Source organism: Caulobacter sp. SL161 (genome assembly GCF_026672375.1).
Taxonomy (GTDB): domain Bacteria; phylum Pseudomonadota; class Alphaproteobacteria; order Caulobacterales; family Caulobacteraceae; genus Caulobacter.
This window is the reverse complement of record NZ_JAPPRA010000001.1, coordinates 3,415,245-3,440,254: the sequence shown is the minus strand read 5'-3', so window position 1 is coordinate 3,440,254 and position 25,010 is coordinate 3,415,245. Positions and strand designations below refer to the sequence as shown.

The window sequence follows — 25,010 nt, the reverse complement described above, 5'->3', positions numbered from 1 at the left end:
GGATGACGGAAAGATAATTCGAGAACCATTGCGCCTTTAAATGCCGCGACTAGGTTCTCAAAGAGATCGGGGCCGCGCGCCGGGCGCGCGGATGACGTTAAGGGACCACGCCCGCGAGGCGTGGGTGAGGAAAGACGAGAATGACCGCTAGGAAGTCGGGTTTCATTGTGGGCGCTGTCGCCGGCGCGGGCGTGGCCTGCGCGGCCCTGGCCGGGATGGGCATGCGGATGGGGACGGCCGACGCGGCCCAGGCCCCGGTCGTCCGCGTGTCGACCGCCAGCGCGCCGACCTTCGCGCCGCCGCCGGGCGCGCCGATGTCGTTCGCCGACATCTTCGAGAAGGTCTCGCCGGCCGTCGTCCAGATCAATGTGACCTCCAAGGCCCAGGCGCCGTCGCTGCGCATCCCGGGCCTGGAAGGCTTCGACATCGTGCCGCGCGGTCAGCGTCGCCCCGGTCAGCCGGGACAGCAGGGCCAGCAACAGGAAGACGACGGCGACACGCCGGCCACGCCCAAGCAGCAATCGGCGGGCTCGGGCTTCTTCATCTCGGCCGACGGCTACATCGTCACCAACAACCACGTCGTGGCCGACGCCGACGAAATCCAGGTGGTGCTGAAGGACGGCCGCGAGCTGAAGGCCACGCTGGTCGGCCGCGACGAGAGCACCGACCTGGCCGTGATCAAGGTGGTCGACCCGAAGGCCAAGGGTAAGGACTTCACCTTCGTCAACTTCGAAAACCAGGCCAAGCCGCGCGTCGGCGACTGGGTCATCACCATCGGCAACCCGTTCGGTCTGGGCGGCACGGCCACGGCCGGCATCATCTCGGCCTATGACCGCAATCTGAACGACACCACCTCGTCGTTCGTGCCGTACATCCAGATCGATGCGCCGATCAACCGTGGCAATTCGGGCGGTCCCAGCTTCGACATCTATGGCCGCGTGATCGGCGTCAACAGCGCCATCTACTCGCCGTCGGGCGGTTCGGTCGGCATCGGCTTCGCCATTCCAGCCGAGGTCGCCGAGGGCGTCGCCAAGCAGCTGATCGCCAACGGCAAGGTCGTGCGCGGCTATATCGGCGTCAGCATCATGGCCTTCAACGCCGAGATGGCTGAAGCCCTGGGCATGAGCGATGTGAAGGGGGCGATCGTCGCCTCTGTCGTTCCGGGCGGTCCCGCCGCCAAGGCCGGCCTGCTGCCGGACGACATCCTGGTGGCCGTCAACGGCGTCAAGATCAGCGACAGCAGTGAACTGACCCGCGAGGTCTCCAAGGCCCGTCCGGGCGAGACGATCAAGGTCTCGATCATCCGTGACGGCAAGCCGCGTATCGTCGACGTCAAGTCGGGCACGCGTCCCTCGGAGAGCAGCCTGGCGGTGACGGATGACGAGCAGGGCCAGGACGGCGCGGCGCCGACGCCGGACAAGCCGGCCAGCCAGAAGGTCGACGCCCTGGGCCTGACCCTGGGGCCGATCGATGCGGCTTCGCGCCAGACCTACAAGATCGAGTCGGACATCAAGGGCCTGCTGATCATCGGCGTGAAGGGCGACAGCGACGCGGGCGAGAAGGGCCTGGCCAAGGGCGATGTCCTGTCCAACATCAACGGCGCGCCGGTCACTAGCGTCGCCGACGTGAACTCGGCGGTCGAGACGGCCAAGAAGGCCGGCCGCACCAGCGTGCTGGTCAAGATCGTCCGTCAGAACCGCCCGGTCTTCATCCCGCTGAAGATCGCGCCGTAGGCGGATCCGTCTTCCAACGAAATGGCCCCGCCCAGGACTGTCCTGGGCGGGGCTTTTTCGTACCTGTCCAAGGTTTAAGTTACGGCGGTCGTCGAAAACGCTATCAACCCTGACGACTATCGCGTGATGCGCGGAATCGGGGGAACGTCCAAGGTTCCACCACCGCGTCTGGCGCATGAGGGGCTTTTGCGATGCGCATTCTGATTATCGAGGACGATCTGGAAGCCGCCGGCGCCATGGCGCACGGGCTGAAGGAAGCCGGCTACGACGTCGCTCACGCGCCGGACGGCGAGGCGGGCCTGGCCGAGGCCCAGAAGGGCGGCTGGGACGTGCTGGTCGTCGACCGGATGATGCCCAAGATGGACGGCGTGACCGTGGTCGAGACCCTGCGTCGCGAAGGCGACCAGACGCCGGTGCTGTTCCTGTCGGCCCTGGGCGAGGTCAATGACCGCGTGGTCGGCCTGAAGGCCGGCGCCGACGACTATCTGGTCAAGCCCTACGCCTTCCCCGAGCTGATGGCCCGCGTCGAGGCCCTGTCGCGCCGCCGCGAAACAGGCGCGGTCGCCACCACCCTGAAGGTGGGCGAGCTCGAAATGAACCTGATCAACCGCACGGTCCATCGCCAGGGCAAGGAGATCGACCTGCAGCCGCGCGAGTTCCAGCTGCTGGAGTTCATGATGCGCCACGCCGGCCAGTCGGTGACCCGCACCATGCTGCTGGAGAAGGTCTGGGAGTATCACTTCGATCCGCAGACCAACGTCATCGACGTGCACATCTCGCGCCTGCGCAGCAAGATCGACAAGGGCTTCGACCGGGCCATGCTGCAGACGGTGCGCGGCGCCGGCTACCGGCTGGATCCGTAGGCGAGCCGCCGCCGGCGTGGTAGGATCAGATCATGAACAAGCCTGCCAAGCCCTCAGTGCAACCGGATGGCGCTTTTGACGACTTGATGTCGGAGGCTGATTGCGAGGCTCAGTTCGACGCGTGGCTAGAGCGCAACCGCGATGCGTTGGTGGCCTCGTTGGATGAAGCGCAAGCCGAATTCGATCGGGGCGAATACGACGAGCGCAGCTTTGACGAGATCATTGCGGAAGGAATCCGCAGGCTCAACCACAAGCCCTGATCCCGAACGTGACGGGGAGAGTCTTCAGGGCGAGAAGGGTCGCGCGCGATCTTGACGGTATCTTTGTCGGGATTTGCCTCAACAATGGTGTGGAGGTCGCCGTGGCTCAGTTGAGGCGACTGGAAGCCGCCATGGCTCGTCTTGGCGATTTTCCAAGACTGGGGCGACAACGCGCTGATCTGGAGGGGCACCAGATCATGACCTTTCCCGTGTCGCCCTGGACAATCGTCTACAAGCTGGTGGGTGATGACGTGCGCGTGATGCGGATTGTCGACGGCCGCCGTGATCTCGGTTCGACCTTACGGGGAAAATCCTGAAGCACCATGCGTCTGCCGCGCCTTCTCCGCACCACGCCGTTCCGGCTGACCCTGCTGTTCCTGGCCCTGTTCGCGGCGGCCGCCAGCGCCTTTCTGGGCTACATCTATGTGGCCACGGCCGGCGAGGTGAACCGCCGCGCCCAGGCCGAAATCAGCCGCGAGTTCGAGAGCCTGGAGGCGGCCTATCGCCAGGGCGGCGTCGACGCGCTGAACCAGACCATCGTCGAGCGGGCCACCAGCGAGCGGCCGTTCCTCTATTTCCTGGCCGACAAGGACGGCAAGCGGATCTCCGGTTCGATCGAGGAGTCGCCGGTCTCGGGTTTCACCGGCGACGGGCCCGAATGGGCCAGCTTCAAGGTCACCGAGACCGATCTCGATGGGGCTGAGGTCAAGGCCGCCGCGCGCGGCGTGCAGCAGCGGCTGGACAATGGCGAGATCCTGTTCGTCGGCGCCGATGTCGACGCCTCCGAAGCCTATGTCCGCAAGATCGTCCGGGCGCTGTGGGGCGCGGGGGCGCTGGTGATCCTGCTGGGCATGGCCGGCGGGGTGCTGATCAGCCGCAATGTCAGCCGCTCGATGCAGGGCCTGGTGGACGTGGTCAACGCCGTGCGCGGCGGTGATCTGCACGCCCGCGCCCGGGTGCGGGGCACGCGCGATGAGTATGACGAGCTGGCCGAGGGCCTCAATGACATGCTCGACCGGATCGAGCGTCTGATGGGCGGCCTGCGCCACGCGGGCGACGCCATCGCCCACGACCTGCGCTCGCCGCTGACCCGCCTGCGCGCCCGCATGGAGGTGGCGCTGATCGACGCCGAGAACGGCAAGGGCGACCCCGTCGCGGCCCTGGAGACGGCCCTGCAGGACGCCGACGGTGTGCTCAAGACCTTCAACGCCGTGCTGGCCATCGCCCGCCTGCAGGCGGCCGGTTCGGCCCCGGACCAGCGGCAGTTCGACGCCTCGGAGCTGGCCGGCGACATGGCCGAGCTCTACGAGCTGTCCTGCGAGGACAAGGGTCTGGACTTCAAGGCCGAGATCACGCCGGCCCTGGTCATCAAGGGCAATCGCGAGTTCCTGGCCCAGGCCCTGGCCAACATTCTCGACAACGCCATCAAGTACACGCCCGAGGGCGGAGCGATCATGCTGCGCGCGCGCCGCACCTCGTCGGAGGAGCTGGAGTTCTCGGTCACCGACACCGGCCCCGGCGTGCCCGAGGCCGATCGCCCCCGCGTGGTCCAGCGCTTCGTGCGCCTGGAAAACAGCCGCAGCGAACCGGGCGCGGGCCTTGGCCTGTCGCTGGTCAGCGCCGTGGCGGCCTCGCACGGCGGCCGCCTGGAACTGTCGGAAGGGCCCGGCGAGTACAACGGCATGGGCCCGGGCCTGCGCGTGGCGCTGGTGCTGCCGCGGGTGGAGTAGGGGGTTGCTAGCAGGTGTAGTAGTTGTCCTTGGAGGTCGGCTTGGCGCACCAAGTTTTGAAATTCACCACGTAAGCGTCGGGATAGCGCGAACTGATCGTGTTGGCGATCTGTACGGCTTCCTCCCGGTTATCGGTGCGCTTCACCACCCGGTACGAGCCCGCGCGGTAATAGATGTCGGCGCCCTCGACCTGCCACTTGCGCGCCACTAGGCCTTGCTCATATTGGCCGCCCTCGAGATTGGCGTTGCCACTGAACACGACGGCCCATTGGGATCCGGGGCTGGCGAGGCTTTGAGCCTGATCTACGACGGGTGCCGCTTTAGCCAAGGCGCGAACGATCGATTCTCCGCCCACACTGGCATCCTGGATGACCTTCTGGTTCGCAGCCTTCAGCGCCTCTAGCTGGCCCGACCCTTCGCTCGGATTATGCGAGGTCAAGGCGGCGAGCTGCTTCTCGTTCTCCTTCAGTTGCGCCGATTGACGCTTAATCAGGTCCTGAGCGTCCACCAATGACTGGCTCAGACGTTCCACCTCGGACCCAAACCGCGTTGCGGTCCGCTTCCATTTGAAGCCCATGAGGTCGCCTTCCTCGAAGCCAGCCGCCGCCAACCTCCCGCCGACGAAGTCGGGTGTCAGAAGCAGAAGGAGGAAGAGTACGACCAGCACAAGATCGCGTAGTAGGGCCAACAGGTTCTTGCCAATGGCGATGTAGTCGTCAGCGGCCTTGGCCAGCGGCTTGGAGGGAGGAGCTTCCATGGCGCACGAAGTCCGCAGGCAGAGCGCGGGGGGATCATTGCGAGTCCGGCCTCCTCGCGACGATCTGATAAAGCGCAATAATTGAGGGAATTATTTAAAGATATCTCCTTGGGTTGTGTCAATGGGTAGGTCTAGATGTCGGTATCCGTGGCCCTATCGTGACACCGCCACCCAGGTGATCGCGCCCGTATAGGGATCCATCTCCGGGGCCAGGCCCGGCCGCAGGTCGCGATAGTCGGGCCCGCGTGGGGCGACGCTCCAGACCACGACCATGGCCATGATCGCCAGGAAGGTCATGGTCAGAAAGCCGGCGATGTCGCGGTGCAGGCTGGGTTCGCGGCGGCTGAGCAGCGAGACGCGCAGGATCAGAGGGTGAGTGGCCCAGCCGCAGGCCAGCGGCGAGACGCTCCCGCCCATCTGGGCCTTCATCAGGGCGCGGGCGTAGTCGGCGCGGATGTCCGAGCGCAGGGCCCACCACGGTGGCGTCGCAGGCCAGCTCCTGGTCGATGCGGATGAAATGCTGGGCCAGGGCGATCATCGGATTACACCAGCAAAGGACGCCGGCGCCGGCGATGACCAGATTGGCGATCGGATCGCCGCGCTGGATATGGGTGCGCTCGTGCAGGACGATCAGGTCGCGCTCGCGGGCGTCGAAGCGCTGGGCGAAGTCGGCGGGTAGCACGATGCGCGGCCACAGGGCGCCCATCACGGCGGGACCGGCCTTGCCCTGATCAACCCGGCGGCGGAAGAGGCGCTCGCGCAGCACCAGGACGGCGGTGGCGATCGCGCAGCCGACCAGCCACAGCCCCACCAGCTTCGGCGCCCAGGCGCCCAGCGGCTGGGTGGGCGCGCCCAGGTTCATCGTCTCAGCCAGGCTGGGCAGGAAGGCGGCGGCGGCGGCGGCCGGAACCACGCCCCACAGCGCATAGGCCCGGCGCGGGCCGAACAGCCGGCGGGCGGACGGCCGCAGGATCAGCACCAGCAGCACGGCGGCGGCGGCGGCGATCTGGGCCCGGATCAGGGCGAGGGCGAAGAGCTCGATCATGGTCGGGCGGTTCCTGCCGTTTCCTGATCGTCATGGTTACAACTGTAATACGGAAGGTCAAGCGCCGCGAGCGCCGGGCTGACCGCAACTGTTACGCCGACCACGCCGGGCGCCTAAGGCCAGGGCGTCCCGCAACAAAGCGAACCTGCAAGCCGGCCTTGGGATGGTCGCGGCGCGGCGCGAGATCTCAACTGCCCCAGACGAGCGAACTTGCAGGCAGGCGGGGCGATGGGCGGGGCGACTTTAGGGCGACGGGCGATGCTGGCGGGTCTGGGCGCCAGCGGTCTCGGGGCCAGCGGCCTGGCGGGTTGCGCCAGCGTCGGCGGACCCTTGGTCGCGCGGCGGCCGACCCTGCCGCTGGTCCGGGCCGAGGCTGATCGCATCACCCGCGTGACGGTGTGCCTGCGGCCGTTCCGCAAGGCCGGACCGCGCTTTGACGTCGAACCGCTGGGCGACAAGACCGTGATCCACAACTACGGCCACGGCGGCAGCGGCTGGTCGCTGTCGTGGGGCTCGGCCGAGATCGTGGCGCGCAAGGCCCTGGCCGACGGCCCGCGCGACGTGGCGGTGATCGGCTGCGGCGCCCCTTGGCTTGACGGCCGCCACCGTGCTGCGTCAGGCCGGGGCCAAGGTGACGATCTACGCCGCCGAGCGCCTTGCCGACACCCGCTCTGCCCGGGCCACCGGCACCTGGTCGCCCGACTCGCGCATCGCCGCCGAGGGCGAGACCGCAGCCGACTTCGCCGCCCTGTGGGAAGGCATGGCGCGGACCTCGTTCCGCCGCTTCCAGGACTATGTGGGTCTTGCCGGCTCGCCGGTGGAATGGAGCGACCGCTACACCCTGTCCGATGGCCCGCCGACCGCGCGCCACGCCGCCACGCCCGGGGTTCCCAAGTTCCTGGAGCTGGTCGAACACATCCGCGACATCACCCCGCGTCCGGTCACGCTGGAGCCGCGCGACAATCCCTTTCCCGTGGCCCACGCCCGCCGCGCCGCCTCGCTGCAGTTCAACGTCACCGAATACGCCCATGTGCTGATGACCGACTTCCTGTTGGCGGGCGGACGGTTCGAGCGGCGGGCCTTCCAGTCGGCCAGCCAGCTGGCCGAGCTGAAGGAGCCGGTGATCGTCAACTGCACCGGCTATGGCGCCCGCGCCCTGTGGAAGGACGACAGCCTCATCCCGGTGCGCGGCCAGATCGCCTGGCTGATCCCCCAGCCCGAGCTGCGCTATGGCTTCTACTACTGCAACGTCTCGGTGCTGCCGCGCCGGGACGGCATCGTGTTCCAGCAGGTCGGGGCGTCTGACGCCTATGGCTATGGCGACGATCGCGAGGTCGCCGACATGGCCGAGGCCAAGGCGGCGGTGGCGACCGTGGCCGAACTGATCGCTCGCATGGCGCCGCGCCGCACCTGATCTTGCCGAGGGGGCGGGGGCGGTCCACCGTGGCGCCCATGACTCGCCTCGCTGATCGCCCCACCCCCTGCGGCCCCGTCATCGACGCCAAGGCGGCCGAGCGGGCGCATGAGGCCATCGCCAAGCGGGTCGGCGAGGCCATGGACAAGGTCGAGGCCGCCTGGAGCGCTCTGGCGCCGGTGTTCGCCGCCTCGCCCTATCTGGCGGGCCTGGCGCGGCGCGACGGCAAGCGCCTGCCGATGATCCTGGCCGGCGATCCCGACCAGACCCTGGCGGCGATCCTCAGCCAGGCCGAGGCCGTCGCCGCCGAGCCGGATTTCGAGACCGCGCGCCGGGTCCTGCGCGAGCTGAAGGCCGACCTGCACCTCCTGACCGCGATCAGCGACCTTGGCGGCGTCTGGGACCTGGATCAGGTGACCGGCGCCCTGACCCGGTTCGCTGACGCGGTGCTGCATGCGGCCCTGGCCCAGGCAGTCCGGCAGGAGGTGGCGCGCGGCGCCCTGACCCATGTCGGCGAGGGGGCGGCGGGGCCCGCGCCCGGCCTCTTCTGCGTGGCCATGGGCAAGCACGGCGCGTTTGAGCTGAACTATTCCAGCGACATCGATTTTTCGATCTTCTACGCGCCCGAAAAACTGCCGGTCGCCGAGGGGCACGAGCCGCAGGCGGTGGCGGTGCGGATCGCCAACCACCTGGGCCGCATCCTGCAGGAGCGCACCGGTGACGGCTATGTGTTCCGCATCGACCTGCGCCTGCGCCCCGACCCGTCCTCGACCCCGCCGGCCATGCCGGTCGACGCGGCCATGGACTACTATGAGAGCGTCGGCCAGAACTGGGAGCGGGCGGCCCACATCAAGGCGCGGATCGCCGCCGGCGATGCGGCGGAGGGCGCGGCGTTCCTCGCGGGGCTGCAGCCGTTCATCTGGCGTCGGAACCTGGATTTCGCGGCCATCGCCGACATCCACTCGATCAAGCGCCAGATCCACACCTACAAGGTCGACGACCGCCTGACCGCCAAGGGCGCGGACCTGAAGCTGGGGCGCGGCGGCATCCGCGAGATCGAGTTCTTCGTCCAGACCCAGCAGCTGATCCTGGGCGGGCGTCAGCCGGACCTGCGCAGCCCCCGCACGCTGGACGCCCTCCAGGCCCTGGCCGCCGCCGGCCACGTCACTCCCGAGGACGCCGCCTGGCTGACGCAGGCCTACAAGGATCTGCGGGCGCTGGAGCACCGCGCCCAGATGATCGCCGACGACCAGACCCACAAGCTCCCGGAGTCCGACGTCGAGCGCAAGAAGGTTGCGGCCCTGTGGGGCGAGGCGAACCTTCGGGTGTTCGACGCCGCGGTCGGCAAGATCCTCAAAGGCGTGAACCTGCGCTACGGCCGCCTGTTCGCCGGCGAGGAGGCGCTGTCCTCGCGTTTCGGCAGCCTGGTGTTCACCGGCGTCGAGGACGATCCCGAGACCCTGGCCACCCTGAAGCGGATGGGCTTTTCCAGCCCCGAGCGGGTGGCCGCCACCATCCGGGGCTGGCACCACGGCCACATCGCCGCCACCCGCACCGAGCGGGGCCGCGAGCTCTTCACGCGCCTGGCGCCGCGCCTCCTGGACGCGGCCAACGCCACCGGCGCGCCGGACCAGGCCTTCAACCGCTTTTCCGACTTCTTCAGCCGCCTGTCGTCGGGCGTGCAGATCCAGTCGCTGTTCCTGGCCCAGCCGCGCCTGTTCGAGCTGATCGTCGAGGTCATGGCCTTCGCCCCGCGTCTGGCCGCCACCATGGCCAAGCGGCCGACTGCGCTGGACGCCCTGCTGGACCCGACCTTTTTCGGACCGATTGAGACCCCGGCGATCGCGCCGTGGGACCCGGAGGACTTCGAGGGGGCGATGGACGCCGCCCGTCGCCTGTTCCGCGACCAGAGCTTCCGCATCGGCGTGCGGGTGATGAGCGGCACCGCCGACGCCCGCGATATCGGCCGCGCCTTCGCCGAGCTGGCCGACCTGATCATCGGCGGGCTGGCGCCGGCCGCCCTGGCCGAGGTCGAGCGGATCGGCGGCGGCTTCCCCGGTCAGGTGGCGGTGGTGGCCCTGGGCAAGGCCGGATCGCGGGAGATGACGGCCAAGTCGGACCTTGATCTGATGACCCTCTACGCCGCCGATGATCCGCGCGCCATGTCGGCCGTCAAGGACTGGAGCGCGGAGGTCTTCTACGCCCGGTTCACCCAGCGGCTGATCTCGGCCCTGTCGGCGCCGACCAGCGAGGGGGCGCTCTACGAGGTCGACATGAAGCTGCGGCCCTCGGGCGCCAAAGGACCCGTGGCGGTCAGCTTCGCGGCTTTCGAGGATTACTACGAGCGTGAGGCCGAGACCTGGGAGCTCCTGGCCCTGACCCGGGCGCGGGTGGTGTGGGCCAGCTCGCCGGACTTCAAGGTGCGGGCCGAGGGGGCGATCGCCGCGGCGCTGCGGCGTCCGCGCGCGTGGAAGAAGACCGTCGCCGACGTCATCGAGATGCGCCAGCTGATGGAGCGCGAGCGGCCGGGCAAGGGCGACTGGGACCTCAAGCTGGACCCCGGCGGCCTTGTCGACATCGAGTTCGCCGCCCAGTTCATGCAACTGGCCCATGCAGCGGCGGACGGGCCGCTGCGACAGAACACCGGCGAGGCGCTGGCGGCGCTGCGCGAGGCTGGCCTGGCCGACCCGGGCGCGTTGAGCCGACTGGAGGCGGCCTGGCGGCTGGAGCAGGACCTTTCGCAGCTGATCAAGGTGGCGCTGGAGGACGGCGCTGACGTCGAGGCCGAGCCCAAGGCCTTCAAGGCCCTGCTGGCCAAGGCGGGTGGCGTGGCCCAGTTCAAGTCGCTCAAGCCCAAGCTCGCCAAGGCCAAGGCCGAGGCCCGGGCGGCCTATGAGGCGGTGGTGAAGGGGTAGGGGCGCTCTGAATTTCTCATCCGCCCCCGCGACGGAATGCCCACCGTCCCGCGTTTCACGCTCCATGGGATGGGCTGTCCAGCTTTTGGAGACCTTGAGTCTGATGATGAAACACACCCTGATCGCGGCCGGCGCACTGCTGACCCTGGCCGCGCCGGCGTTGGCCCAGACCCCCGCACCGACCGGCATGACGCTGGCGCAATTCCAGGCCAAGAACGGCGACAAGATGTTCTCGCGCCTCGACATCAACAAGGACGGGAAGATCTCGTCAGACGAGTTCGGCAGCCTGCGCAAGCAGAACCCAGAGGCCGACGCCAAGGCCGAGAAGGCCGGAAAGCGCGGTCCGCGGATGTTCGCGCGCTTCGACGCCGACAAGGACGGCACGCTCTCCAGGACCGAGGCCAACGCCGTGATGGCCATGCGCTTCAAGCGGATGGACGCCAATAATGATGGCGTTCTGACGCTTGAGGAGTTGAGCGCCAGGGGCGGCGGGCCCAAGGTCGGGATCTGATGACGACGTGCGCGGCGAGCTGAGGTTTGGTCTCCGACGGGAACGATCCCGACGAAGCCTTGCTGGCGGGGGTGGGACGGGGCGACCCGACCGCCGTACGAACCCTGCTGGACCGGCGCCTGCCGCGCATTCTCGCCCTGGCGCGCCGGATGCTCAACGACTCCGGCGAGGCCGAGGACGTGGCTCAGGAGACCTTCTTGCGCGCCTGGAAGCAGGCGCGGGGGTGGAAGCCCGGCGGCGCTCGCTTCGACACCTGGCTGCACCGGGTGGCGCTGAATCTCTGCTACGACCGGCTGCGGCGGCGGCGGGAGGTGGTCACCGACAGTCCGCCCGAGCAGGTCGACACGGGGCCCGCGCCGGACGCTGGCCTGATGCGCGCCGATCTGTCCCGCCGGGTCGAGGCGGCCCTGGCCGCCCTGCCGGAGCGCCAACGCGAGGCGATCGTGCTTTGTCACCACCAGGGGCTTGGCAATATCGAGGCGGCGGGGTTGATGGCGATCAGCGTCGAGGCGCTGGAAAGCCTGCTCTCGCGCGGACGCCGGGCGCTGAAGGCGTCGCTGGCCGATCTGGCGGGGGACGACGGGCGATGAAGGAGGCCGGGTAATGGCAATGGCGATGTCCGTCCTGCGCTTTCAGGCGCTGGCGGAAGCCTATGGCGGCGAGATCGCGCGGTGGCCCGAGGGCGAGCGCGAGGCCGCGCGCGCCTTGCTGGCGTCCGATCCGACGGCCCTGGCGAGCGTTCTGGCTGAGGCGTCGCAGGTCGACCGGCTTCTGGACCTGGCGCCGGCGCAAGCGGTGGACGCAGCGTTGTTGGGCCGCCTGATCACCGCCGCGCCCCAGGCCCCGAAAACCGCGCGCCGCTGGGCAGCAGGTCTGTCGGCGGCGCTGGGCCTGTCGGCGGCCGCTGTCGCCGGCGTGCTGGCGGGTGTGGCGCTGGGCGGACACGCTCACGCGCCGACATTGCCCGCGCAAGCGCCGCACAGCGAGGTGGTCACCGCTGCAGAGGTCTATCAGGACCTGCAGGACGCCCTTCAGGAGCCATCCGAGTTATGAGTGTCTCACGCCCGCTGTTGATCGGCCTGATCGCATCGGCGGCCCTCAATGTGTTCCTGATCGGCGGGATCGCCGGCGTGGCCTATGTGCGGCTGACGGCTCCCAAGGCCGCGCCCGCATCGGACGCTGAGGAGCGCACCGCGCCGCCTAGCCCTGCGCCCGCCGCTGCGCCGCCCGTAATCGCCCCCGTCTCGCCGCCCGCCACAACAGATCAGGGCGCACTAGCCTCGCCAAGCCGCGCGACAACGCCTGCCCGACCGCGCGACGAGCCGGTGAGAGCGGCGACGAGCAAACCCGCATCGACGCCCGCACCGACGGTTTCCCCATCGGATCAGCGTCCGGCGCGCGCGCCCATCTGGACGGCGGGCGAGCAGCTTTCGCCGGAGAACCGCGTCGCGCTGCGCCAGACCCTCAGGGCGGTGAACCAGAAGAACCAGCCGATCCTCCGCCAAGCCCGCCAAGAGCGGCGCTCAGCCTTACAGGCCTTGTCGACCCCCGGCGCCGACCCGGCTGATGTGGCGCGCCGTCTGGCCAATGCTCGCGCGCTGGAACAAGAGGCCCGCACCAATGTCGAGTCGGCCGTTGCCGCGTTCGCCGCGACCTTGCCGCCCGCCGAACGTGCGGCCCTGGCCGAGGGGTTGCAGCAAATCTACGCCGCCCAGGGGCGCGAGCCGGGGGCGCGCGAGCCGGGGGGCGCTCGGCCCGGGCGACAATAATCGCGCAGCGCAGGTAACCAAACCGCGCGCCGCTGCGTATCATGGACGCAAGCCACGCCGGAGCGTTCCCATGCTGATCCGCCATGCCGCCGACCTGACCGACAACGACGTCACCGACCACGGCGTCTACCTGAAGCGCCGGACCTTGATGGCGGGGCTTGCGGGCCTGGGCGTGGCCGGCGCGGCGGCGGGCGAGGCGAAGGCCGACCTGACCTACAGCCGGGGCTTCTCGACCACCGAAAAGCCGACCTCGAAAGAGGACATCACCACCTACAACAACTTCTATGAGTTCGGCGTCGACAAGAGCGATCCGGCGCAGAACTCGGGCAAGTTCAAGCCGCGCCCCTGGACGGTGCGAATCGACGGCGCCTGCGAGGCGCCGCGCACGGTCGGCATCGAGGACCTGATCGGCAAGAACAAGCTGGAGGAGCGCATCTACCGGATGCGCTGCGTCGAGGGTTGGTCGATGGTCATTCCATGGGTCGGCTTCCCGCTGAAGGACCTGCTGGCCACCGTCAAACCCACCTCGAAGGCCAAGTTCGTAGCGTTCGAGACGGTCATGCGTCCCTCCGAAATGCCGGGCCAGGCCTGGAACACGCTGGACTGGCCCTATCGCGAAGGCCTGCGCATCGACGAGGCCATGCACCCGCTGACCCTGCTGGCGGTGGGCCTCTATGGCGACGTCTTGCCCAATCAGAACGGCGCGCCGCTGCGTCTGGTCGTGCCGTGGAAGTATGGCTTCAAGGGCATCAAGTCGATCGTCCGCATCAGCCTGGTGGAGAAGCAGCCGGTGACGTCGTGGAACGTCCTGGCCCCGCGCGAATACGGCTTCTACTCCAACGTCAATCCGGCCGTGGATCACCCCCGCTGGTCCCAGGCCACCGAACGCCGCATCGGCGAGTTCCGCCGCCGCGAGACCCTGGCCTTCAACGGCTATGGCGAGTGGGTGGCCGACATGTACCGGGGCATGGACCTGAAGCGGTTCTACTAGGGTGGGCTTCCTCTTCGTGTCATCCCGGAAGCCTCGCAGAGGCTATCCGGGACCCAGGGGCGGCCAGCGCGGCGCTTCTTCGCCCCCTGGGTCCCGGCGCTCCGCGCTGCGCGCTCCGGCCGGGATGACACGGGTTGGGTGATGCCATGAATTCAGTGCGCAAACGCCCCTCAAAGCTCCAGGACAACCTCGTCTACGGTCTCGTCTGGCTGGCCTGTTTCGCGCCGCTGGCGTGGCTGGCCTGGCGCGGCTTTGCGGGTGAGCTGGGCGCCAATCCGATCGACAAGCTGATCCGCGACCTGGGCGAATGGGGGCTGCGGCTCTTGCTGGTGGGTCTGGCCATCACCCCGGCGGCGCGGATCTTCAAGCAACCTCGGCTGGTCCGGTTCCGCCGCACGGTCGGCCTGTTCGCCTTCGCCTACATCCTGCTGCACCTGCTGACCTATGTCGGCGTCGACCTGTTCTTTGACTGGAACCAGCTGTGGAAGGACATCCTCAAGCGGCCGTTCATCACGCTGGGGATGCTGGGCTTTGTGCTGCTGATCCCGCTGGCGATCACCTCGACCAACGGCTGGGTGATCCGCATGGGCCGCGCGGCGTGGAGCCGGCTACACACGCTGGTCTATCTGATCGTGCCGCTGGGCGTGGCCCACTACTACCTGCTGGTCAAGGCCGACCACCGGCCGCCGATCGTCTATGGCGCTATCTTTGCGGCGCTGATGCTGTGGCGGGTTTGGGAGGGGCGGGGAGCGCTGAAGAAATCCTCCCCCTAGCGGGGGAGGTGTCGGCGCGAAGAGACGACGGAGGGGGAAGGGGCAAGATCTGCAAGCACTTCCCCCTCCGGTCCTTCGGACCACCTCCCCCGCTAGGGGGAGGATTGGAGCGCGCTTACTTCGCCACGCTCTTCGCATAGGCCTGCGCTGCATCAACAATGCGCAGCACATTCCCGCTCCAGATGGCCTCGATGTCGGCGTCCGAATAGCCCTCGGCCTTCAGGCGGGCGGTGATCTTGGGCAGGTCGGTGATGTCCTCGAAGCCGTCCATGCCGCCGCCGCCGTCCCAGTCGGCGCCGACGCAGACGCCCTTGGGCCCGGCCACCTTCAAGACGTGCAGCATGCTCTTCATGTAGAGGTCGAAGTCGCCACGGGCCGCCGGATAGGCCTTGTCGATGGCCGCGCGCTTGTCGGCATAGGCCTTCACCGCTTCGGGCGTGGCGGTCTTCATGTCAGGCGCGCGGCCCAGGGCCTCGAGGGCGGCCTTGCGCTCGGGGCTGGGCGTGGTGTCGGTCAGATAGATCGAGTTGATGCAGATGGCGCCGCCGGCGTCGGCGATCTTCTTGAGACGCGCGTCATCGAGATTGCGCGGGTGGTCATAGACCGCCTTGGGGCCCGAGTGCGAGGCGATGATCGGGGCCTTGGACAGGGCCACCGACTGGTCGACGACGTCGTCGCTGGCGTGGCTGACGTCGATGACGATCCCCAGGCGGTTGGCCTCGGCCAGCCAGCGCAGACCCAGCGGCGAATAGCCGTTCCAGATCTTGCCCTTCGGGTCGGTCGAGCTGTCGGCCAGCTGGTTGTTGCGGAAGTGGACGGGACCGGCCATCCGCAGGCCTTCCTTGTAGAAGGTCTCGACCAGGCTGAGGTCCTCGCCGACGGGCCAGCTGTTTTCCATGCTGACAAAGGCGAACTTCTTGCCCGCCTTGGCGATGCGGCGGGCGTCGTCCGAGGTCAGAGCCATTTCGAACGTGTCGGGGTTGGCCGCCAGCATCTCGCGGATCTCGATCAGACGATGCAGGGCGTAGTCGCGGGCGTAGGTGTAGCCCTTCTCGGTCAGGTCGCCTTGACCGATGTAGACGACGAAGAATCCGCCATCCAGGCCCCCTTGGTTCATGCGCGGCAGGTCGACCTGGCTGAAGTCGTGCTCGACCTCGTGATGGTCGGCGATGTCCCAGCCGGGCCGGCCGAAGTGGGTCGGGGTGTCGAGGTGGGTGTCCAGCGTCAGGACCTTGTCGTGCAGCGCCTTGTCGGCCTTGGACACCGCCGGCGGGGCGGCCGGCGCCTTGGCCTTGGCCGTGGTCTGGGCTTGGGCGTCGGCGACGCCGCCCAGCAGGGCGGTCGAGGCGAGCAGGGCGGTGAGCAGGCGACGCATGGGCGGACTCCGGACGAACTGGGAGCCGCGACGCTCAAGGTTTACAGTTCAGGCGTCAAGCTGGACGCAGGAAGCATTGGGCCTAAAAGCCGTGTCATCCCGGGCGAAGACCCGGGACCGCCGAAAAACTGAGCGTTTGCTGCGATCCCGGCTCTCCGCTGCGCTGCGGCCGGGATGACAGGGCAAGGTCACATCAACCCCAGCGCCTTGAAGCTGGCCACGCCGTCGCGACCGACCACCAAATGATCATGCACGGCGATCTTCAGGGCTTTTCCGGCCTCGACGATCTGCTTGGTCATGTCGATGTCGGGGCGCGACGGGGTCGGATCACCGGACGGATGGTTGTGCAGAATGATGATGTTGCTGGAGGAGAGCTCCAGCGCCCGGCGCATCACCTCGCGCGGATAGACGGGGGCATGATCGACCGTGCCGCGGTTGAGCACCTCGTCGGCGATCAGCTGGTTTTTCTTGTCGAGGAACAGCACCCGAAACTGCTCGCGCGACTCGTTGGCCAGGGCCACGCGGACATAGCCCAGCAGGGCGCTCCAGGACGAGATGACCGGCCGCTTGGCGATCTTGTCGCGGCCGGCGCGTAGGGCCACCTCGTGCAGCAGCTTCAGGTCCATGGCGGCGGCCTCGCCCACGCCTTGCACGGTGCGCAGCTCCTCGACCGTCGCGCCCAGCACCGCGTCCAGCGAGCCGAACCGGGTGAGCAGCGCCTTGGCCAGCGGCTTGACGTCGCCGCGCGGGAAGGTGCGGAACAGGAAGAGCTCGATCAGCTCATAGTCGGGCAGGGCGACGAACCCGCCCTTGGCCGCCCGCTCGCGCAGGCGCTCCCGGTGGCCCAGGTGATGGGCGTGGGCGGACTTCCGAGGCGGCTTGGGCGGCAGGGGAGCGGGCGTATGCGCGGGCGGCTCATCGGGCGCGCCGTCGGAGATCGCCAGGGAAGAAACACTGACCATACCGCCCTCGACTCTACGCGAGCAGTAGGCGGTTTATCGCCAAGGTTGTCTAGCGATAAATCCTCCCCCAATGGGGGAGGTGTCGACTCGAAGAGACGACGGAGGAGGGAGGGGCGGGCTCGCAAGCACTTCCCCCACCGGCCTTCGGCCACCTCCCCCGCTGGGGGGAGGATTTGGGGGATCAGCCGCCCAGGATCGCCGGCTGGAACAGCCCGGCCGGCGAGGCGGTGAAGATCTCATAGCCGTCCTCCGTCACGCCGATCGAGTGCTCGCACTGGGCCGACAGCGACTTGTCGCGGGTCACGGCGGTCCAGCCGTCGTTCAGCACCTTCACGGCGGGCTTGCCGAGATTCACCATCGGCTCGACGGTGAAGAACATGCCGGGCTTGAGCACCGCGCCCTGGCCGGGGCGGCCAAAGTGCAGGATGTTCGGGGCGTCGTGGAACACGCGGCCCAGGCCGTGGCCGCAGAAATCGCGCACCACCGAGCAGCGCTGGGCCTCGACATACGACTGGATGGCGTGGCCGATGTCGCCCAGCGTGGCGCCCGGCTTCACGGCCTCGAGGCCCCGCCGCATGCCCTCATAGGTGATCTCGACCAGGCGGCGCGCGCGCGGGCCCACCTCGCCCACGCCATACATGCGCGAGGTGTCGCCGTGCCAGCCGTCGACGATGGCGGTCACGTCGATATTGACGATGTCGCCTTCCTTCAGGGCCCAGTCGCCCGGAATGCCGTGGCAGACCACATGGTTGCGCGAGATGCAGACCGTCTTGGGATAGCCGCGATAGTAGAGGCAGGCGGGCAGGCCGCCGTTGTCGAGGATGAACTCGCGCGCCAGCCGGTCCAGCTCGTCGGACGAGACGCCCGGCTGCACGTGCGGGATCAGCATGTCTAGGCATTCGGCGGCCAGCTTGCCGGCCTTGCGCATGCCCTCGAAGTCCTCGGCCTTGTGCAGCTTGATCTGACCCGTGCGGGTCTCGGCTTCGATCTCGAGGGCGGTGTCCAGGGTCATGCTCTACTCGGGGGCTCGCCGCCGCGAGGGGCGGCGAACAGCTGATTTGAAACGGCTATGTCGTGTTTATAGCACGAAAGATCAACGCCAGTCGCGTGCGCGCCGCGACCTTTCCGCCCGCCGCAGCGGTCGCCTCAGTTCCAGCTGAGCTCCCGGCGCACCTGCTCGGCATAGACGTCCGGCATGGCGTTGAGCGACATGACCATGAACAGCACCGCGTCACGGCCGTCGGCCTGGCTGGTCGGGACAATGATGTCCCCCTGGTCCTTGGTCGAGGTCATCTCCTTCTTGGGGTAGGCTAGGCGCCCGATCAGCTTGCCGTCGCGAAGGATGTCGTAGCCCTGTACGACCCGGCGGGTCATAAAGCTGTCGGTGTAGAAGCCGGTCGGCTTGGCCTCGTAGGCGACGCCGGCATAGATCATCCGGCTGCGCAGGACCGATTGAACGTCGGACGTCGAACGATCCTTGCTGATGGTGAGGCCCAACGCACCGCCGATCCGCGCTTCGCCGAAGGACGGCAGGGCGACCTCCATGGCGTATTGCTCAGGCGCCTGGGCCTCGGCGGCGCAATTGTAGCCGCGGGCGTCGGTCTTGGTGTAGTCGATACCCAGCAGGCTGCGGCCCTCGGCGCGGAACACGCACTTGCCGGCCAGGGTCACCGCTCCGTCCGCCGTCATGAACCGGAAGGCGTTGGTGAACTTGGTCTTGCTCTTGATAAGGCCCTGAACGGAGCTCTGGTAGCTCTTCACCAGCATCTGGCGGCCGCCGGCCGATGCGCCCGACTCCATGAAGCCAGTCTTGGCGGCGCCCAGTTTCAAGGCCTCGACGGGAACGGCGAAACCGGCCGTGGTCGTGGGGGTCTGGCCCCAACTGGCGCTTGCCGCCGCCAAAGCCGCGCCGGCGACAACCGCGCCCCATAGAACTCGCATAGTGAACTTCCCCCCGACCCTCTTTGGTCGGCGGGCATGTTGCCCGCGACGCCGGGCCTTGTCGACCGCGCGGCTCAGCCCGGGCGGACCCGCCGCACGACGTCGGTACCCGCCTTGAGTTCCTTGACGAAGCTGGCGTCCAGGGTGGTGGGCTTGTCGCGGCGCACATGGCAGACGCCCGTGTAGCGGGTCACCCGGCCGCTCTCCTTCTCGGTGACGTCGGCGGTGAACCTGACGTCCCATTCGCCCGGACGGCCGGTGGGCTGGGGGTCCATGTCGTTGGAGGTGACGCCCGCGATCTCCTTGAGACCGAACCGCTCTTCGAGCTTGCTCGTGCAGGTCTTGAACGCGAACACGGCCCGCAGGCCGGTCATGAAGCCGGTCTCGGGCGTGTTGGGATCGGACGCGCCGCACGACACCAGGGCCAGCGCCACGGCGGCGAGCGCCAGAACGGTCTTCCTCATGCGATCCCCACTTCGCGAGCCTGCAAGAGGGTTAGCCCAGCGGGCGCGAAATGCAGCTTAAATCGCTGTTAGGTGAGCGTTGGTCCAGGCGATCCGCCGATCGATCCGCACCGCCTTGGTCCCCATCGCGCAGGCATAGACCAGCACCTCCACCCCGGCCTTCGCCGCCGCCTCCAGTCCCGCCGCGAACTTCGGGTCGAGGTCGGCGCAGGCGCTGAACGCCTCGCAGTCCTCGCGCTGGACGACGAACAGGGCCACGGCCCGGTGACCCTCGCGGACCTGGGCGACGAGGTCTTCCAGGTGGCGGGTCGAGCGCTCGGCCTTGCAGTCGGGAAACTCAGCCAGGCCCGGGGTGCGGGAGAGGTGGCAGTTCTTGACCTCCAGCCAGCAGGGCGGGCGATCGGGGTGGGTCAGCAGGAAGTCGACGCGGCTGGCCTTGGCGTACTTCACCTCGGGCTTGATCGTCGTATAGCCGGAGAGCTCGGGGATGGCGTCCGCCGCCAGGGCCTCGGCCACCAGCCGGTTGGGCAGCAGGGTGTTGATCCCGACCAGAGCGTTTCCCTGCTCGACCATCTGCAGGGTGTAGGCCAGCTTGCGCTTGGGATCGTCCAACCACGACACCCAGGCGCCTTGGCCGGGATCCTTCACCCCCAGCATGGCCCCCGGATTGGGGCAGTGGGCGGTGATCTCCTGGCCGTCGTCCAGTACGAGGTCGGCGAAGAACCGCTTGTAGCGGCTCACCAGACGACCATGGATCAGCGGTTGCGGCAGCAGCATGCGAGGCCTAAGTCGAAAGGGGAGAACAGCAAGGCAGATAGGGGATCGAGGCGATGACAGCCACCAAAAGCGAGCGCGTGACAGCCGCGGTGATGATCATCGGCGACGAGATCCTGTCGGGCCGCACCCAGGACACCAACCTCTCGGCCATCGCCAAGTATCTGGCGACCTATGGCGTGGACCTGTGCGAAGCCCGCGTGGTGCCCGATGTCGAGCAGGAGATCATCGACGCGGTGAACGCCCTGCGGACCAAGTACGACTACGTCATCACCACCGGCGGCATCGGTCCGACCCACGACGACATCACCGCCGACTCGATCGCCAAGGCCTTTGGCGTCACCGCGCCCGAGCATCCCGAGATCATCGCCATGCTGACGGCTCGCTGGGGCGACCAGCTGAACGCGGCGCGCCGGCGCATGGCGCATGTGCCCGAGGGCGGCAGCCTGGTGAAGAACCCCGTGCAGGGCCCGCCCGGCTTCCAGAAGGACAACGTCTTCGTCCTGGCGGGCGTGCCCTCGATCATGCGCGGCATGCTGGAGGACGTTGGCCCGCGCCTGCGCACCGGCGCTGTGGTGCTGGCCAAGACGGTGCGGGTGACCGGCACGGGCGAGGGCGTCATCGCCGCGCCGCTGGAGGCCGTGGCCAAGGCCCACCCGGAGATGTCGCTGGGCAGCTATCCGTTCTTCGCGCCGCCGGACGTCTATGGCGCCAATCTTGTGCTGCGCGGACGCGATGCGGCGGAGCTGGACATCGCTGTGAGCGAGCTGATCTCGGCCTTGGCCGAAGCGGGCGCCAAGAACGTCGAGCTTTTGGCCGATCCGGCCTGATCGCTACTCCTGGCCGGCGATCGCGCGGGCCAGGTCCAGCAGGTGTTTGCGCATGCCAACCGACTCGATGGCCGAGAAGGCGCGGGCCAGATCCGGACCGCCGGGCAGCGACCAGAAGCTGGCCATCTCGTTGGCCAGTTCGGCGGCGGTGCCGTCGACGCCCTCCGGATCCTCGAGACCCTCGAAGAAGAATGCCACCGGTGTCTTCAAGAACATGGCTGCGCCATGCAGTTTGCTGGCGCTGATCCGGTTGGATCCGCCTTCGTACTTCTGAACTTGCTGGAAGGTCAGGCCCAGGGCGTCGGCGAGCGCTTGCTGGGAATAGCCCAGGTCCTTGCGACGCATACGCAAACGGCGGCCGACGTGGATGTCGACGGGATCGGGAGACTTGTCTTCAGCCATTCTACGAAACTCGAAACGCCACGGGGGAAGCGACAGTGGGCGGCCGCACGAGGAATTCGACCAAGGTTATCTTGACCGGAGTCGAGGGCGTCTGAAACGACTATTCTAGCTTGTTATGATTATTCCCCAAAGGCGAGAACTGTACTTCTTGGCTCGTCTGTGGGTTGGCTGGTAGGGACGGTGGGACTCGAACCCACACGGATTGCTCCAACGGATTTTAAGTCCGGCGCGTCTACCGATTCCGCCACGTCCCCGTCCCGCGTGGCGTAAGGGTTTCCGGCCCCAATCACAAGGCTCTCGCTAAACTGACAAGTGGAACGATCAGCGAACACCGGGAGGCGTTCGGGACCGTTGTGGCACAAGATCGACCACAGTCCGTTGCCGTTTTCGTCTCGCCTATTGTCCGCATTTGCTTTGACGGGAAGGCTTAGAGGTGAGCCTTCATGCGATGACTTGGGCGTTCAGGACGCTGATCGAGAATGTCGGCGCCAAGCTTCTCCTGGCGTCGTGAGCCGTGAAGAGCGCTTCGGCGCGGCTCTATCGGCGAAATCGCTCCTCAGCGACCGCCTGTCCGTTCGCCTTCTGTCCCGCCAGAGCACGAAGAACCCGCCCTTGAGGGGCGGGTTCAGGCTTCCGCGTAGACTGGAGAGCCGAGATCTGGGGATTAGATCAGATTGAAGTCGCCCGCGTTGATCAGCGATGCGGCGTTGGCCAGGGTCAGGCCAACGAAGGTGACCATCTGGGTTTGCAAAGTGCCGTTGGCGGTCGCGTCTGCGCTGAAGTCCGTATAGGTCGACAGTTGTAGATCCCCACCGTCAAGTTGCCAGATCACGATGGCCTCGGCTGCGTTGTCGTTGTCGCCGAAGAGCAAACGGGCCGCAGCTTGGGCCGCGCTGGCGTTTGCGTATGTGTTAACGTCCAAGACCAGGATTTCCGTACCCGAGGCGGCGGTGATGCCACCGCTGGCGGTGCCGAATCTTATGGTGGTGGAGGTGACGTCGACGCGAATCTGGTCGACGGCGGTGGTTGCGGTCCCGAAGTTGAAGTCGGTGTAGCTGTCCGTGCCGTTGCTCGCTTGCGTAAGGTTTGTGACGACAAAAATGTCGGCGCCATTTCCGCCTGTCAGGGTGTCGTTGCCTCCACGACCGGTGAGGATGTCGACGCCATCCCCCCCGACGATGGTGTCCGCCTGTGTTGTGCCGGTGAGGGTGTTGGCCTGGGTGGCCGAGCCTTTGAGGGTCAGGCCGTTGCCTGTGGCGGCCGAGGCGTTGATGGTCACAGTCCCGGTCGCCGCCGAGGCGTCGATGGTCGTGGCGGGGTTCACCGCCAGGGCCCCGGTCGTCAGGTTGAGCGCCCCCGCCCCGGTGACCGCGAGCTTGGTGAAGCCCGTCAGGCCGGTGATCGAGGACAGCGTCAGGTTGTCGGTGAGGGCTAGGTTGACGGTCTCGACGCTAGCGATGTTGAGGTTGGCCACGCTCAGGGTGTTCATCGCCGCCAGGCCGTCGTTGACAGTGATAGACACGACGTCGGTCCCGCCGGCGGCGTTGGCCAGGGCAAGGGTCGGGGCCACGGTCTGGGCGCCGCTGATGGTGATCGCACCCGCCTGGGCCGCGCTGAGGTTCGTCACTGAATAGCCGTCGCCGGCGGAGTCGGCGCCCAGGACGAACGATTGGATCCCAGCCATCATCGAGGCGTCGAAGGTGTCGAGGGCGCCGTCGTTGTCGTCGGCCAGGGCGATGACCTCGAAGCCGGTGAGGTAAAGGGCGGTGGTGGCGGTCAGCGCCGCTTGATCGGTGAAACGGACTGTGTCGGTTCCGCCGCCGCCAACGGCGGTGATCGCCGGGTTGTTATAGACCAGAGCGTCGACATAGACGCCGTCGTTCCCCGCTCCGCCGGTAAACTGGGTCAGCGCGCCGACCTTCACGATGAGACCGCCCGCCGTCTGCGCCGCGGAAGTGATCTGGCTGAAGTTAGTGCTGAGGGTCGCGGCGGAGAGGTCGACCTGACCCGCGCCCGTTACCGTCAGGGTGGAGGCGGCGGCGTAGTCAGCCGCGAGCGCGCCGGTCAAGTTGGTCGTGGCGTTGATGGTGAGGCCGCTCAGGGCGGTGGCTGTGTCGAGGTCGATTACGCCGACGGCATTGGCGCCGCCGGTGGAATTGATCACCACCGTGGCCGCGCCTGTCTGGTTGCGAGTGATGTTGGCCCCGCCCTTCAGGCCGCCCTGCAGGTTCAGGGTTACGGCGTTGGTGGCTGCGGCCATGGTGAAGGTGGTGGCCCCGTTGGTGACCGCCCCGTCGCCGACGATGCTGAGCGACGCGCCCGTGCCGATGTTGTTGAAGGTGACGGCGTCAGTACTCTTGTTGTTGACCACAGAGATCTCAGCAGCGACAGCGGCGAAGTCGTAGACGCCGTCCGTGCCGCCGGTCTCGTTGATCCTGAACACCTCGATGTCGGTGATGGTCGCTGCGGGCAAGGCGCCCGCGCCGGCCCCGTCCACTGTCAGGACCAATGTGTCGGTCCCAGCGCCGCCGTTGAGGACGTCGGTCGCATTGAGCGTGCTGTTCGTGCCGATGGCGGAGATATAGGCGGTGAAGGTGTCGTTGGCGCCGCCGCCCGTGAGGTTATCGGCGGCCGTGGTCAGGGTGAGAGACTGGCTGACCGGCGCTTCCGCCTCGGGCGGCGGCGGCGGGGCGTTGTTGTTGCCCATGCCGCCGCCGAGCGGGGAATAATACGTGGTTAGGTCGACGCCGTACTGGGCGTGGCCTGTCACGAGGGCGTGGATGAAGTTGTTCGCGCCGGCGGCGTACAGGCCTACGTCGGCCTTTACCCCCTCGCCCATCAGATAGCCGATCACCGCCGCCTTGACGGCGATATCGACCTGGGCCGCGGTGGAGGTGGCGCCAATCACGCCGGCCTGACGGGCGATAGCTTCGAAATTGGCCTTGCGGCTGGTGATGTCTGCGATGGCGGCGGCGGGGTTGATTCCGGCGGCCATGGCGTAGCTTGAGCCGATTATGGCCTGGTAGGCGGCGGTGACGAAGGCGCCGAAGGTCAGACCGCCATAGACGGCGCTGAAGTGGGAGGCGCCTTCACCCAATACGCCGAGGTTGAGCGCGAAATTGATGTAGCGGTCTTCCAGTCCGAACTTCGCGTAATAGGGGTCGTTCAGGTCGTTGGGGTTGGCGGGAGAGTTGACCAGATAGTCGAGGCCGGCCTTGGTCGGGGTTCTGGCGGTGAAGAACTGGTAGACCTGGATCGCGACGGAAACGTCGTTGTCGGCGCTGTTGACCACATAGGACATGGCGGCCTGGTCTGTGATCTGGCCGGCCTGCAATCTGTGGGCGATCACCTGCAGTTCGACCGAAGCGGCTGCGTCGGGCTGCACGCCATTGTTGGCGGCCCGGTAGGCTGCGGTTAGCTGGTCTAACGTATAGGCCATTGCCGGTGCTCTCGTCTGAAAAGCAGGACCTCTCATAGGCCTCTGCGACCAAGATAATCGCG

23 protein-coding genes, 1 tRNA gene and 2 pseudogenes are annotated in these 25,010 nt (G+C 67.6%); 14 read left to right on the top strand and 12 right to left on the bottom strand.

The annotated features are described in order from the left end of the window. The first annotated feature begins 140 nt into the window (after positions 1–140). The 5 genes from OVA11_RS16930 to uczS all read left to right on the top strand — a co-directional run bounded on the left by OVA11_RS16930 (position 141) and on the right by uczS (position 4,586). Entirely contained in the window at positions 141–1,733 is a 1,593-nt protein-coding gene (locus tag OVA11_RS16930; protein ID WP_268068415.1) for a Do family serine endopeptidase, read from the top strand. Positions 1,734–1,924: 191 nt separating this feature from the next. Continuing rightward, complete coding sequence (gene uczR / locus OVA11_RS16925; RefSeq protein WP_010920598.1) at positions 1,925–2,596, top strand: two-component system response regulator UczR; 672 nt, start codon at positions 1,925–1,927, stop codon at positions 2,594–2,596. A 32-nt stretch (positions 2,597–2,628) separates the two neighbouring features. Beyond that, the gene (locus tag OVA11_RS16920) at positions 2,629–2,856 is read left to right on the top strand and encodes a hypothetical protein (RefSeq protein WP_268068414.1); all 228 of its coding nucleotides are present in this window, start codon (positions 2,629–2,631) and stop codon (positions 2,854–2,856) included. A gap of 8 nt (positions 2,857–2,864) precedes the next feature. Beyond that, positions 2,865–3,173: a type II toxin-antitoxin system RelE/ParE family toxin gene (locus OVA11_RS16915; RefSeq protein ID WP_268068413.1), complete on the top strand. Its 309-nt coding sequence runs from the start codon at positions 2,865–2,867 to the stop codon at positions 3,171–3,173. A gap of 6 nt (positions 3,174–3,179) precedes the next feature. After that, entirely contained in the window at positions 3,180–4,586 is a 1,407-nt protein-coding gene (gene uczS / locus OVA11_RS16910; RefSeq protein WP_268068412.1) for a two-component system sensor histidine kinase UczS, read from the top strand. A 7-nt stretch (positions 4,587–4,593) separates the two neighbouring features. On the opposite strand, the gene OVA11_RS16905 is transcribed toward uczS, so the two are convergent. Both OVA11_RS16905 and OVA11_RS16900 read right to left on the bottom strand, forming a co-directional pair. Then, complete coding sequence (locus OVA11_RS16905; RefSeq protein ID WP_268068411.1) at positions 4,594–5,343, bottom strand: hypothetical protein; 750 nt, start codon at positions 5,341–5,343, stop codon at positions 4,594–4,596. 153 nt (positions 5,344–5,496) lie between these two features. Next, positions 5,497–6,388: pseudogene (locus tag OVA11_RS16900) on the bottom strand (M56 family metallopeptidase). Positions 6,389–6,980: 592 nt separating this feature from the next. Between OVA11_RS16900 and OVA11_RS16895 the strand changes: the two are divergent. The 7 genes from OVA11_RS16895 (at position 6,981) to msrP (ending at position 13,988) form a co-directional block, all read left to right on the top strand. Then, the gene (locus OVA11_RS16895; protein ID WP_268068410.1) at positions 6,981–7,802 is read left to right on the top strand and encodes an FAD-dependent oxidoreductase; all 822 of its coding nucleotides are present in this window, start codon (positions 6,981–6,983) and stop codon (positions 7,800–7,802) included. A gap of 38 nt (positions 7,803–7,840) precedes the next feature. Continuing rightward, the gene (locus OVA11_RS16890) at positions 7,841–10,717 is read left to right on the top strand and encodes a bifunctional [glutamine synthetase] adenylyltransferase/[glutamine synthetase]-adenylyl-L-tyrosine phosphorylase (protein ID WP_268068409.1); all 2,877 of its coding nucleotides are present in this window, start codon (positions 7,841–7,843) and stop codon (positions 10,715–10,717) included. Positions 10,718–10,820: 103 nt separating this feature from the next. Further along, positions 10,821–11,228: an EF-hand domain-containing protein gene (locus OVA11_RS16885; protein WP_268068408.1), complete on the top strand. Its 408-nt coding sequence runs from the start codon at positions 10,821–10,823 to the stop codon at positions 11,226–11,228. A gap of 26 nt (positions 11,229–11,254) precedes the next feature. Further along, positions 11,255–11,818 (top strand): RNA polymerase sigma factor, encoded by a 564-nt coding sequence (locus OVA11_RS16880; RefSeq protein ID WP_268068407.1) that lies wholly within the window; start codon positions 11,255–11,257, stop codon positions 11,816–11,818. A 19-nt stretch (positions 11,819–11,837) separates the two neighbouring features. Next, positions 11,838–12,281 carry a hypothetical protein gene (locus tag OVA11_RS16875; RefSeq protein WP_268068405.1) on the top strand — a complete coding sequence of 148 codons (444 nt, stop codon included), beginning with the start codon at positions 11,838–11,840 and terminating at the stop codon, positions 12,279–12,281. Further along, positions 12,278–12,997, top strand: coding sequence for a periplasmic heavy metal sensor (locus tag OVA11_RS16870; RefSeq protein WP_268068403.1), 720 nt, complete (start codon positions 12,278–12,280; stop codon positions 12,995–12,997). Before OVA11_RS16875 ends, OVA11_RS16870 begins: the two co-directional genes overlap by 4 nt. A gap of 70 nt (positions 12,998–13,067) precedes the next feature. Further along, positions 13,068–13,988 (top strand): protein-methionine-sulfoxide reductase catalytic subunit MsrP, encoded by a 921-nt coding sequence (msrP, locus tag OVA11_RS16865; RefSeq protein ID WP_268068402.1) that lies wholly within the window; start codon positions 13,068–13,070, stop codon positions 13,986–13,988. Positions 13,989–14,022: 34 nt separating this feature from the next. Here msrP and OVA11_RS16860 read toward each other — a convergent pair. Next, positions 14,023–14,119: pseudogene (locus OVA11_RS16860) on the bottom strand (hypothetical protein); the annotation flags it as partial. A 15-nt stretch (positions 14,120–14,134) separates the two neighbouring features. On the opposite strand from OVA11_RS16860, the gene msrQ reads away from it, so the two are divergent. Continuing rightward, positions 14,135–14,761, top strand: coding sequence for a protein-methionine-sulfoxide reductase heme-binding subunit MsrQ (msrQ, locus tag OVA11_RS16855; protein WP_268068401.1), 627 nt, complete (start codon positions 14,135–14,137; stop codon positions 14,759–14,761). 115 nt (positions 14,762–14,876) lie between these two features. Here the strand turns inward: msrQ and OVA11_RS16850 are convergent, their stop codons facing one another. From OVA11_RS16850 to sfsA, 6 genes are all read right to left on the bottom strand, one after another. Then, entirely contained in the window at positions 14,877–16,136 is a 1,260-nt protein-coding gene (locus OVA11_RS16850; protein WP_268068400.1) for a dipeptidase, read from the bottom strand. 188 nt (positions 16,137–16,324) lie between these two features. After that, positions 16,325–17,098, bottom strand: coding sequence for a RadC family protein (gene radC, locus OVA11_RS16845; protein WP_268068399.1), 774 nt, complete (start codon positions 17,096–17,098; stop codon positions 16,325–16,327). Positions 17,099–17,279: 181 nt separating this feature from the next. Then, on the bottom strand, positions 17,280–18,110 hold the full coding sequence (map, locus tag OVA11_RS16840; RefSeq protein WP_268068398.1) for a type I methionyl aminopeptidase: 831 nt from the start codon (positions 18,108–18,110) through the stop codon (positions 17,280–17,282). Positions 18,111–18,244: 134 nt separating this feature from the next. Beyond that, positions 18,245–19,039 carry a hypothetical protein gene (locus OVA11_RS16835; protein ID WP_268068397.1) on the bottom strand — a complete coding sequence of 265 codons (795 nt, stop codon included), beginning with the start codon at positions 19,037–19,039 and terminating at the stop codon, positions 18,245–18,247. 74 nt (positions 19,040–19,113) lie between these two features. After that, positions 19,114–19,503: a hypothetical protein gene (locus OVA11_RS16830; protein WP_268068396.1), complete on the bottom strand. Its 390-nt coding sequence runs from the start codon at positions 19,501–19,503 to the stop codon at positions 19,114–19,116. Positions 19,504–19,560: 57 nt separating this feature from the next. Further along, entirely contained in the window at positions 19,561–20,280 is a 720-nt protein-coding gene (gene sfsA, locus OVA11_RS16825; protein WP_268068395.1) for a DNA/RNA nuclease SfsA, read from the bottom strand. Between the two features lie 53 nt (positions 20,281–20,333). Here sfsA and OVA11_RS16820 point away from each other — a divergent pair, with 53 nt between their 5' ends. Next, entirely contained in the window at positions 20,334–21,107 is a 774-nt protein-coding gene (locus tag OVA11_RS16820) for a competence/damage-inducible protein A (RefSeq protein WP_268068394.1), read from the top strand. A gap of 3 nt (positions 21,108–21,110) precedes the next feature. On the opposite strand, the gene OVA11_RS16815 is transcribed toward OVA11_RS16820, so the two are convergent. The 3 genes from OVA11_RS16815 to OVA11_RS16805 form a co-directional block, all read right to left on the bottom strand. Continuing rightward, the gene (locus OVA11_RS16815) at positions 21,111–21,509 is read right to left on the bottom strand and encodes a helix-turn-helix domain-containing protein (RefSeq protein ID WP_164468184.1); all 399 of its coding nucleotides are present in this window, start codon (positions 21,507–21,509) and stop codon (positions 21,111–21,113) included. A gap of 169 nt (positions 21,510–21,678) precedes the next feature. Next, positions 21,679–21,763 (bottom strand) — tRNA-Leu (locus OVA11_RS16810). Between the two features lie 410 nt (positions 21,764–22,173). Next, the gene (locus OVA11_RS16805; protein WP_268068393.1) at positions 22,174–24,948 is read right to left on the bottom strand and encodes a beta strand repeat-containing protein; all 2,775 of its coding nucleotides are present in this window, start codon (positions 24,946–24,948) and stop codon (positions 22,174–22,176) included. Between the last annotated feature and the right edge of the window lie 62 nt (positions 24,949–25,010).

What these genes read in the sequence shown, in the direction of transcription:
- OVA11_RS16930 (WP_268068415.1), top strand. Translation starts at nt 141, where the DNA reads ATGACCGCTAGGAAGTCGGGTTTCATTGTGGGCGCTGTCGCCGGCGCG.
- uczR (WP_010920598.1), top strand. Translation starts at nt 1,925, where the DNA reads ATGCGCATTCTGATTATCGAGGACGATCTGGAAGCCGCCGGCGCCATG.
- OVA11_RS16920 (WP_268068414.1), top strand. Translation starts at nt 2,629, where the DNA reads ATGAACAAGCCTGCCAAGCCCTCAGTGCAACCGGATGGCGCTTTTGAC.
- uczS (WP_268068412.1), top strand. Translation starts at nt 3,180, where the DNA reads ATGCGTCTGCCGCGCCTTCTCCGCACCACGCCGTTCCGGCTGACCCTG.
- OVA11_RS16905 (WP_268068411.1), bottom strand. Translation starts at nt 5,343, where the DNA reads ATGGAAGCTCCTCCCTCCAAGCCGCTGGCCAAGGCCGCTGACGACTAC.
- OVA11_RS16890 (WP_268068409.1), top strand. Translation starts at nt 7,841, where the DNA reads ATGACTCGCCTCGCTGATCGCCCCACCCCCTGCGGCCCCGTCATCGAC.
- OVA11_RS16885 (WP_268068408.1), top strand. Translation starts at nt 10,821, where the DNA reads ATGATGAAACACACCCTGATCGCGGCCGGCGCACTGCTGACCCTGGCC.
- OVA11_RS16875 (WP_268068405.1), top strand. Translation starts at nt 11,838, where the DNA reads ATGGCGATGTCCGTCCTGCGCTTTCAGGCGCTGGCGGAAGCCTATGGC.
- OVA11_RS16870 (WP_268068403.1), top strand. Translation starts at nt 12,278, where the DNA reads ATGAGTGTCTCACGCCCGCTGTTGATCGGCCTGATCGCATCGGCGGCC.
- msrP (WP_268068402.1), top strand. Translation starts at nt 13,068, where the DNA reads ATGCTGATCCGCCATGCCGCCGACCTGACCGACAACGACGTCACCGAC.
- msrQ (WP_268068401.1), top strand. Translation starts at nt 14,135, where the DNA reads ATGAATTCAGTGCGCAAACGCCCCTCAAAGCTCCAGGACAACCTCGTC.
- OVA11_RS16850 (WP_268068400.1), bottom strand. Translation starts at nt 16,136, where the DNA reads ATGCGTCGCCTGCTCACCGCCCTGCTCGCCTCGACCGCCCTGCTGGGC.
- radC (WP_268068399.1), bottom strand. Translation starts at nt 17,098, where the DNA reads ATGGTCAGTGTTTCTTCCCTGGCGATCTCCGACGGCGCGCCCGATGAG.
- map (WP_268068398.1), bottom strand. Translation starts at nt 18,110, where the DNA reads ATGACCCTGGACACCGCCCTCGAGATCGAAGCCGAGACCCGCACGGGT.
- OVA11_RS16835 (WP_268068397.1), bottom strand. Translation starts at nt 19,039, where the DNA reads ATGCGAGTTCTATGGGGCGCGGTTGTCGCCGGCGCGGCTTTGGCGGCG.
- OVA11_RS16830 (WP_268068396.1), bottom strand. Translation starts at nt 19,503, where the DNA reads ATGAGGAAGACCGTTCTGGCGCTCGCCGCCGTGGCGCTGGCCCTGGTG.
- sfsA (WP_268068395.1), bottom strand. Translation starts at nt 20,280, where the DNA reads ATGCTGCTGCCGCAACCGCTGATCCATGGTCGTCTGGTGAGCCGCTAC.
- OVA11_RS16820 (WP_268068394.1), top strand. Translation starts at nt 20,334, where the DNA reads ATGACAGCCACCAAAAGCGAGCGCGTGACAGCCGCGGTGATGATCATC.
- OVA11_RS16815 (WP_164468184.1), bottom strand. Translation starts at nt 21,509, where the DNA reads ATGGCTGAAGACAAGTCTCCCGATCCCGTCGACATCCACGTCGGCCGC.
- OVA11_RS16805 (WP_268068393.1), bottom strand. Translation starts at nt 24,948, where the DNA reads ATGGCCTATACGTTAGACCAGCTAACCGCAGCCTACCGGGCCGCCAAC.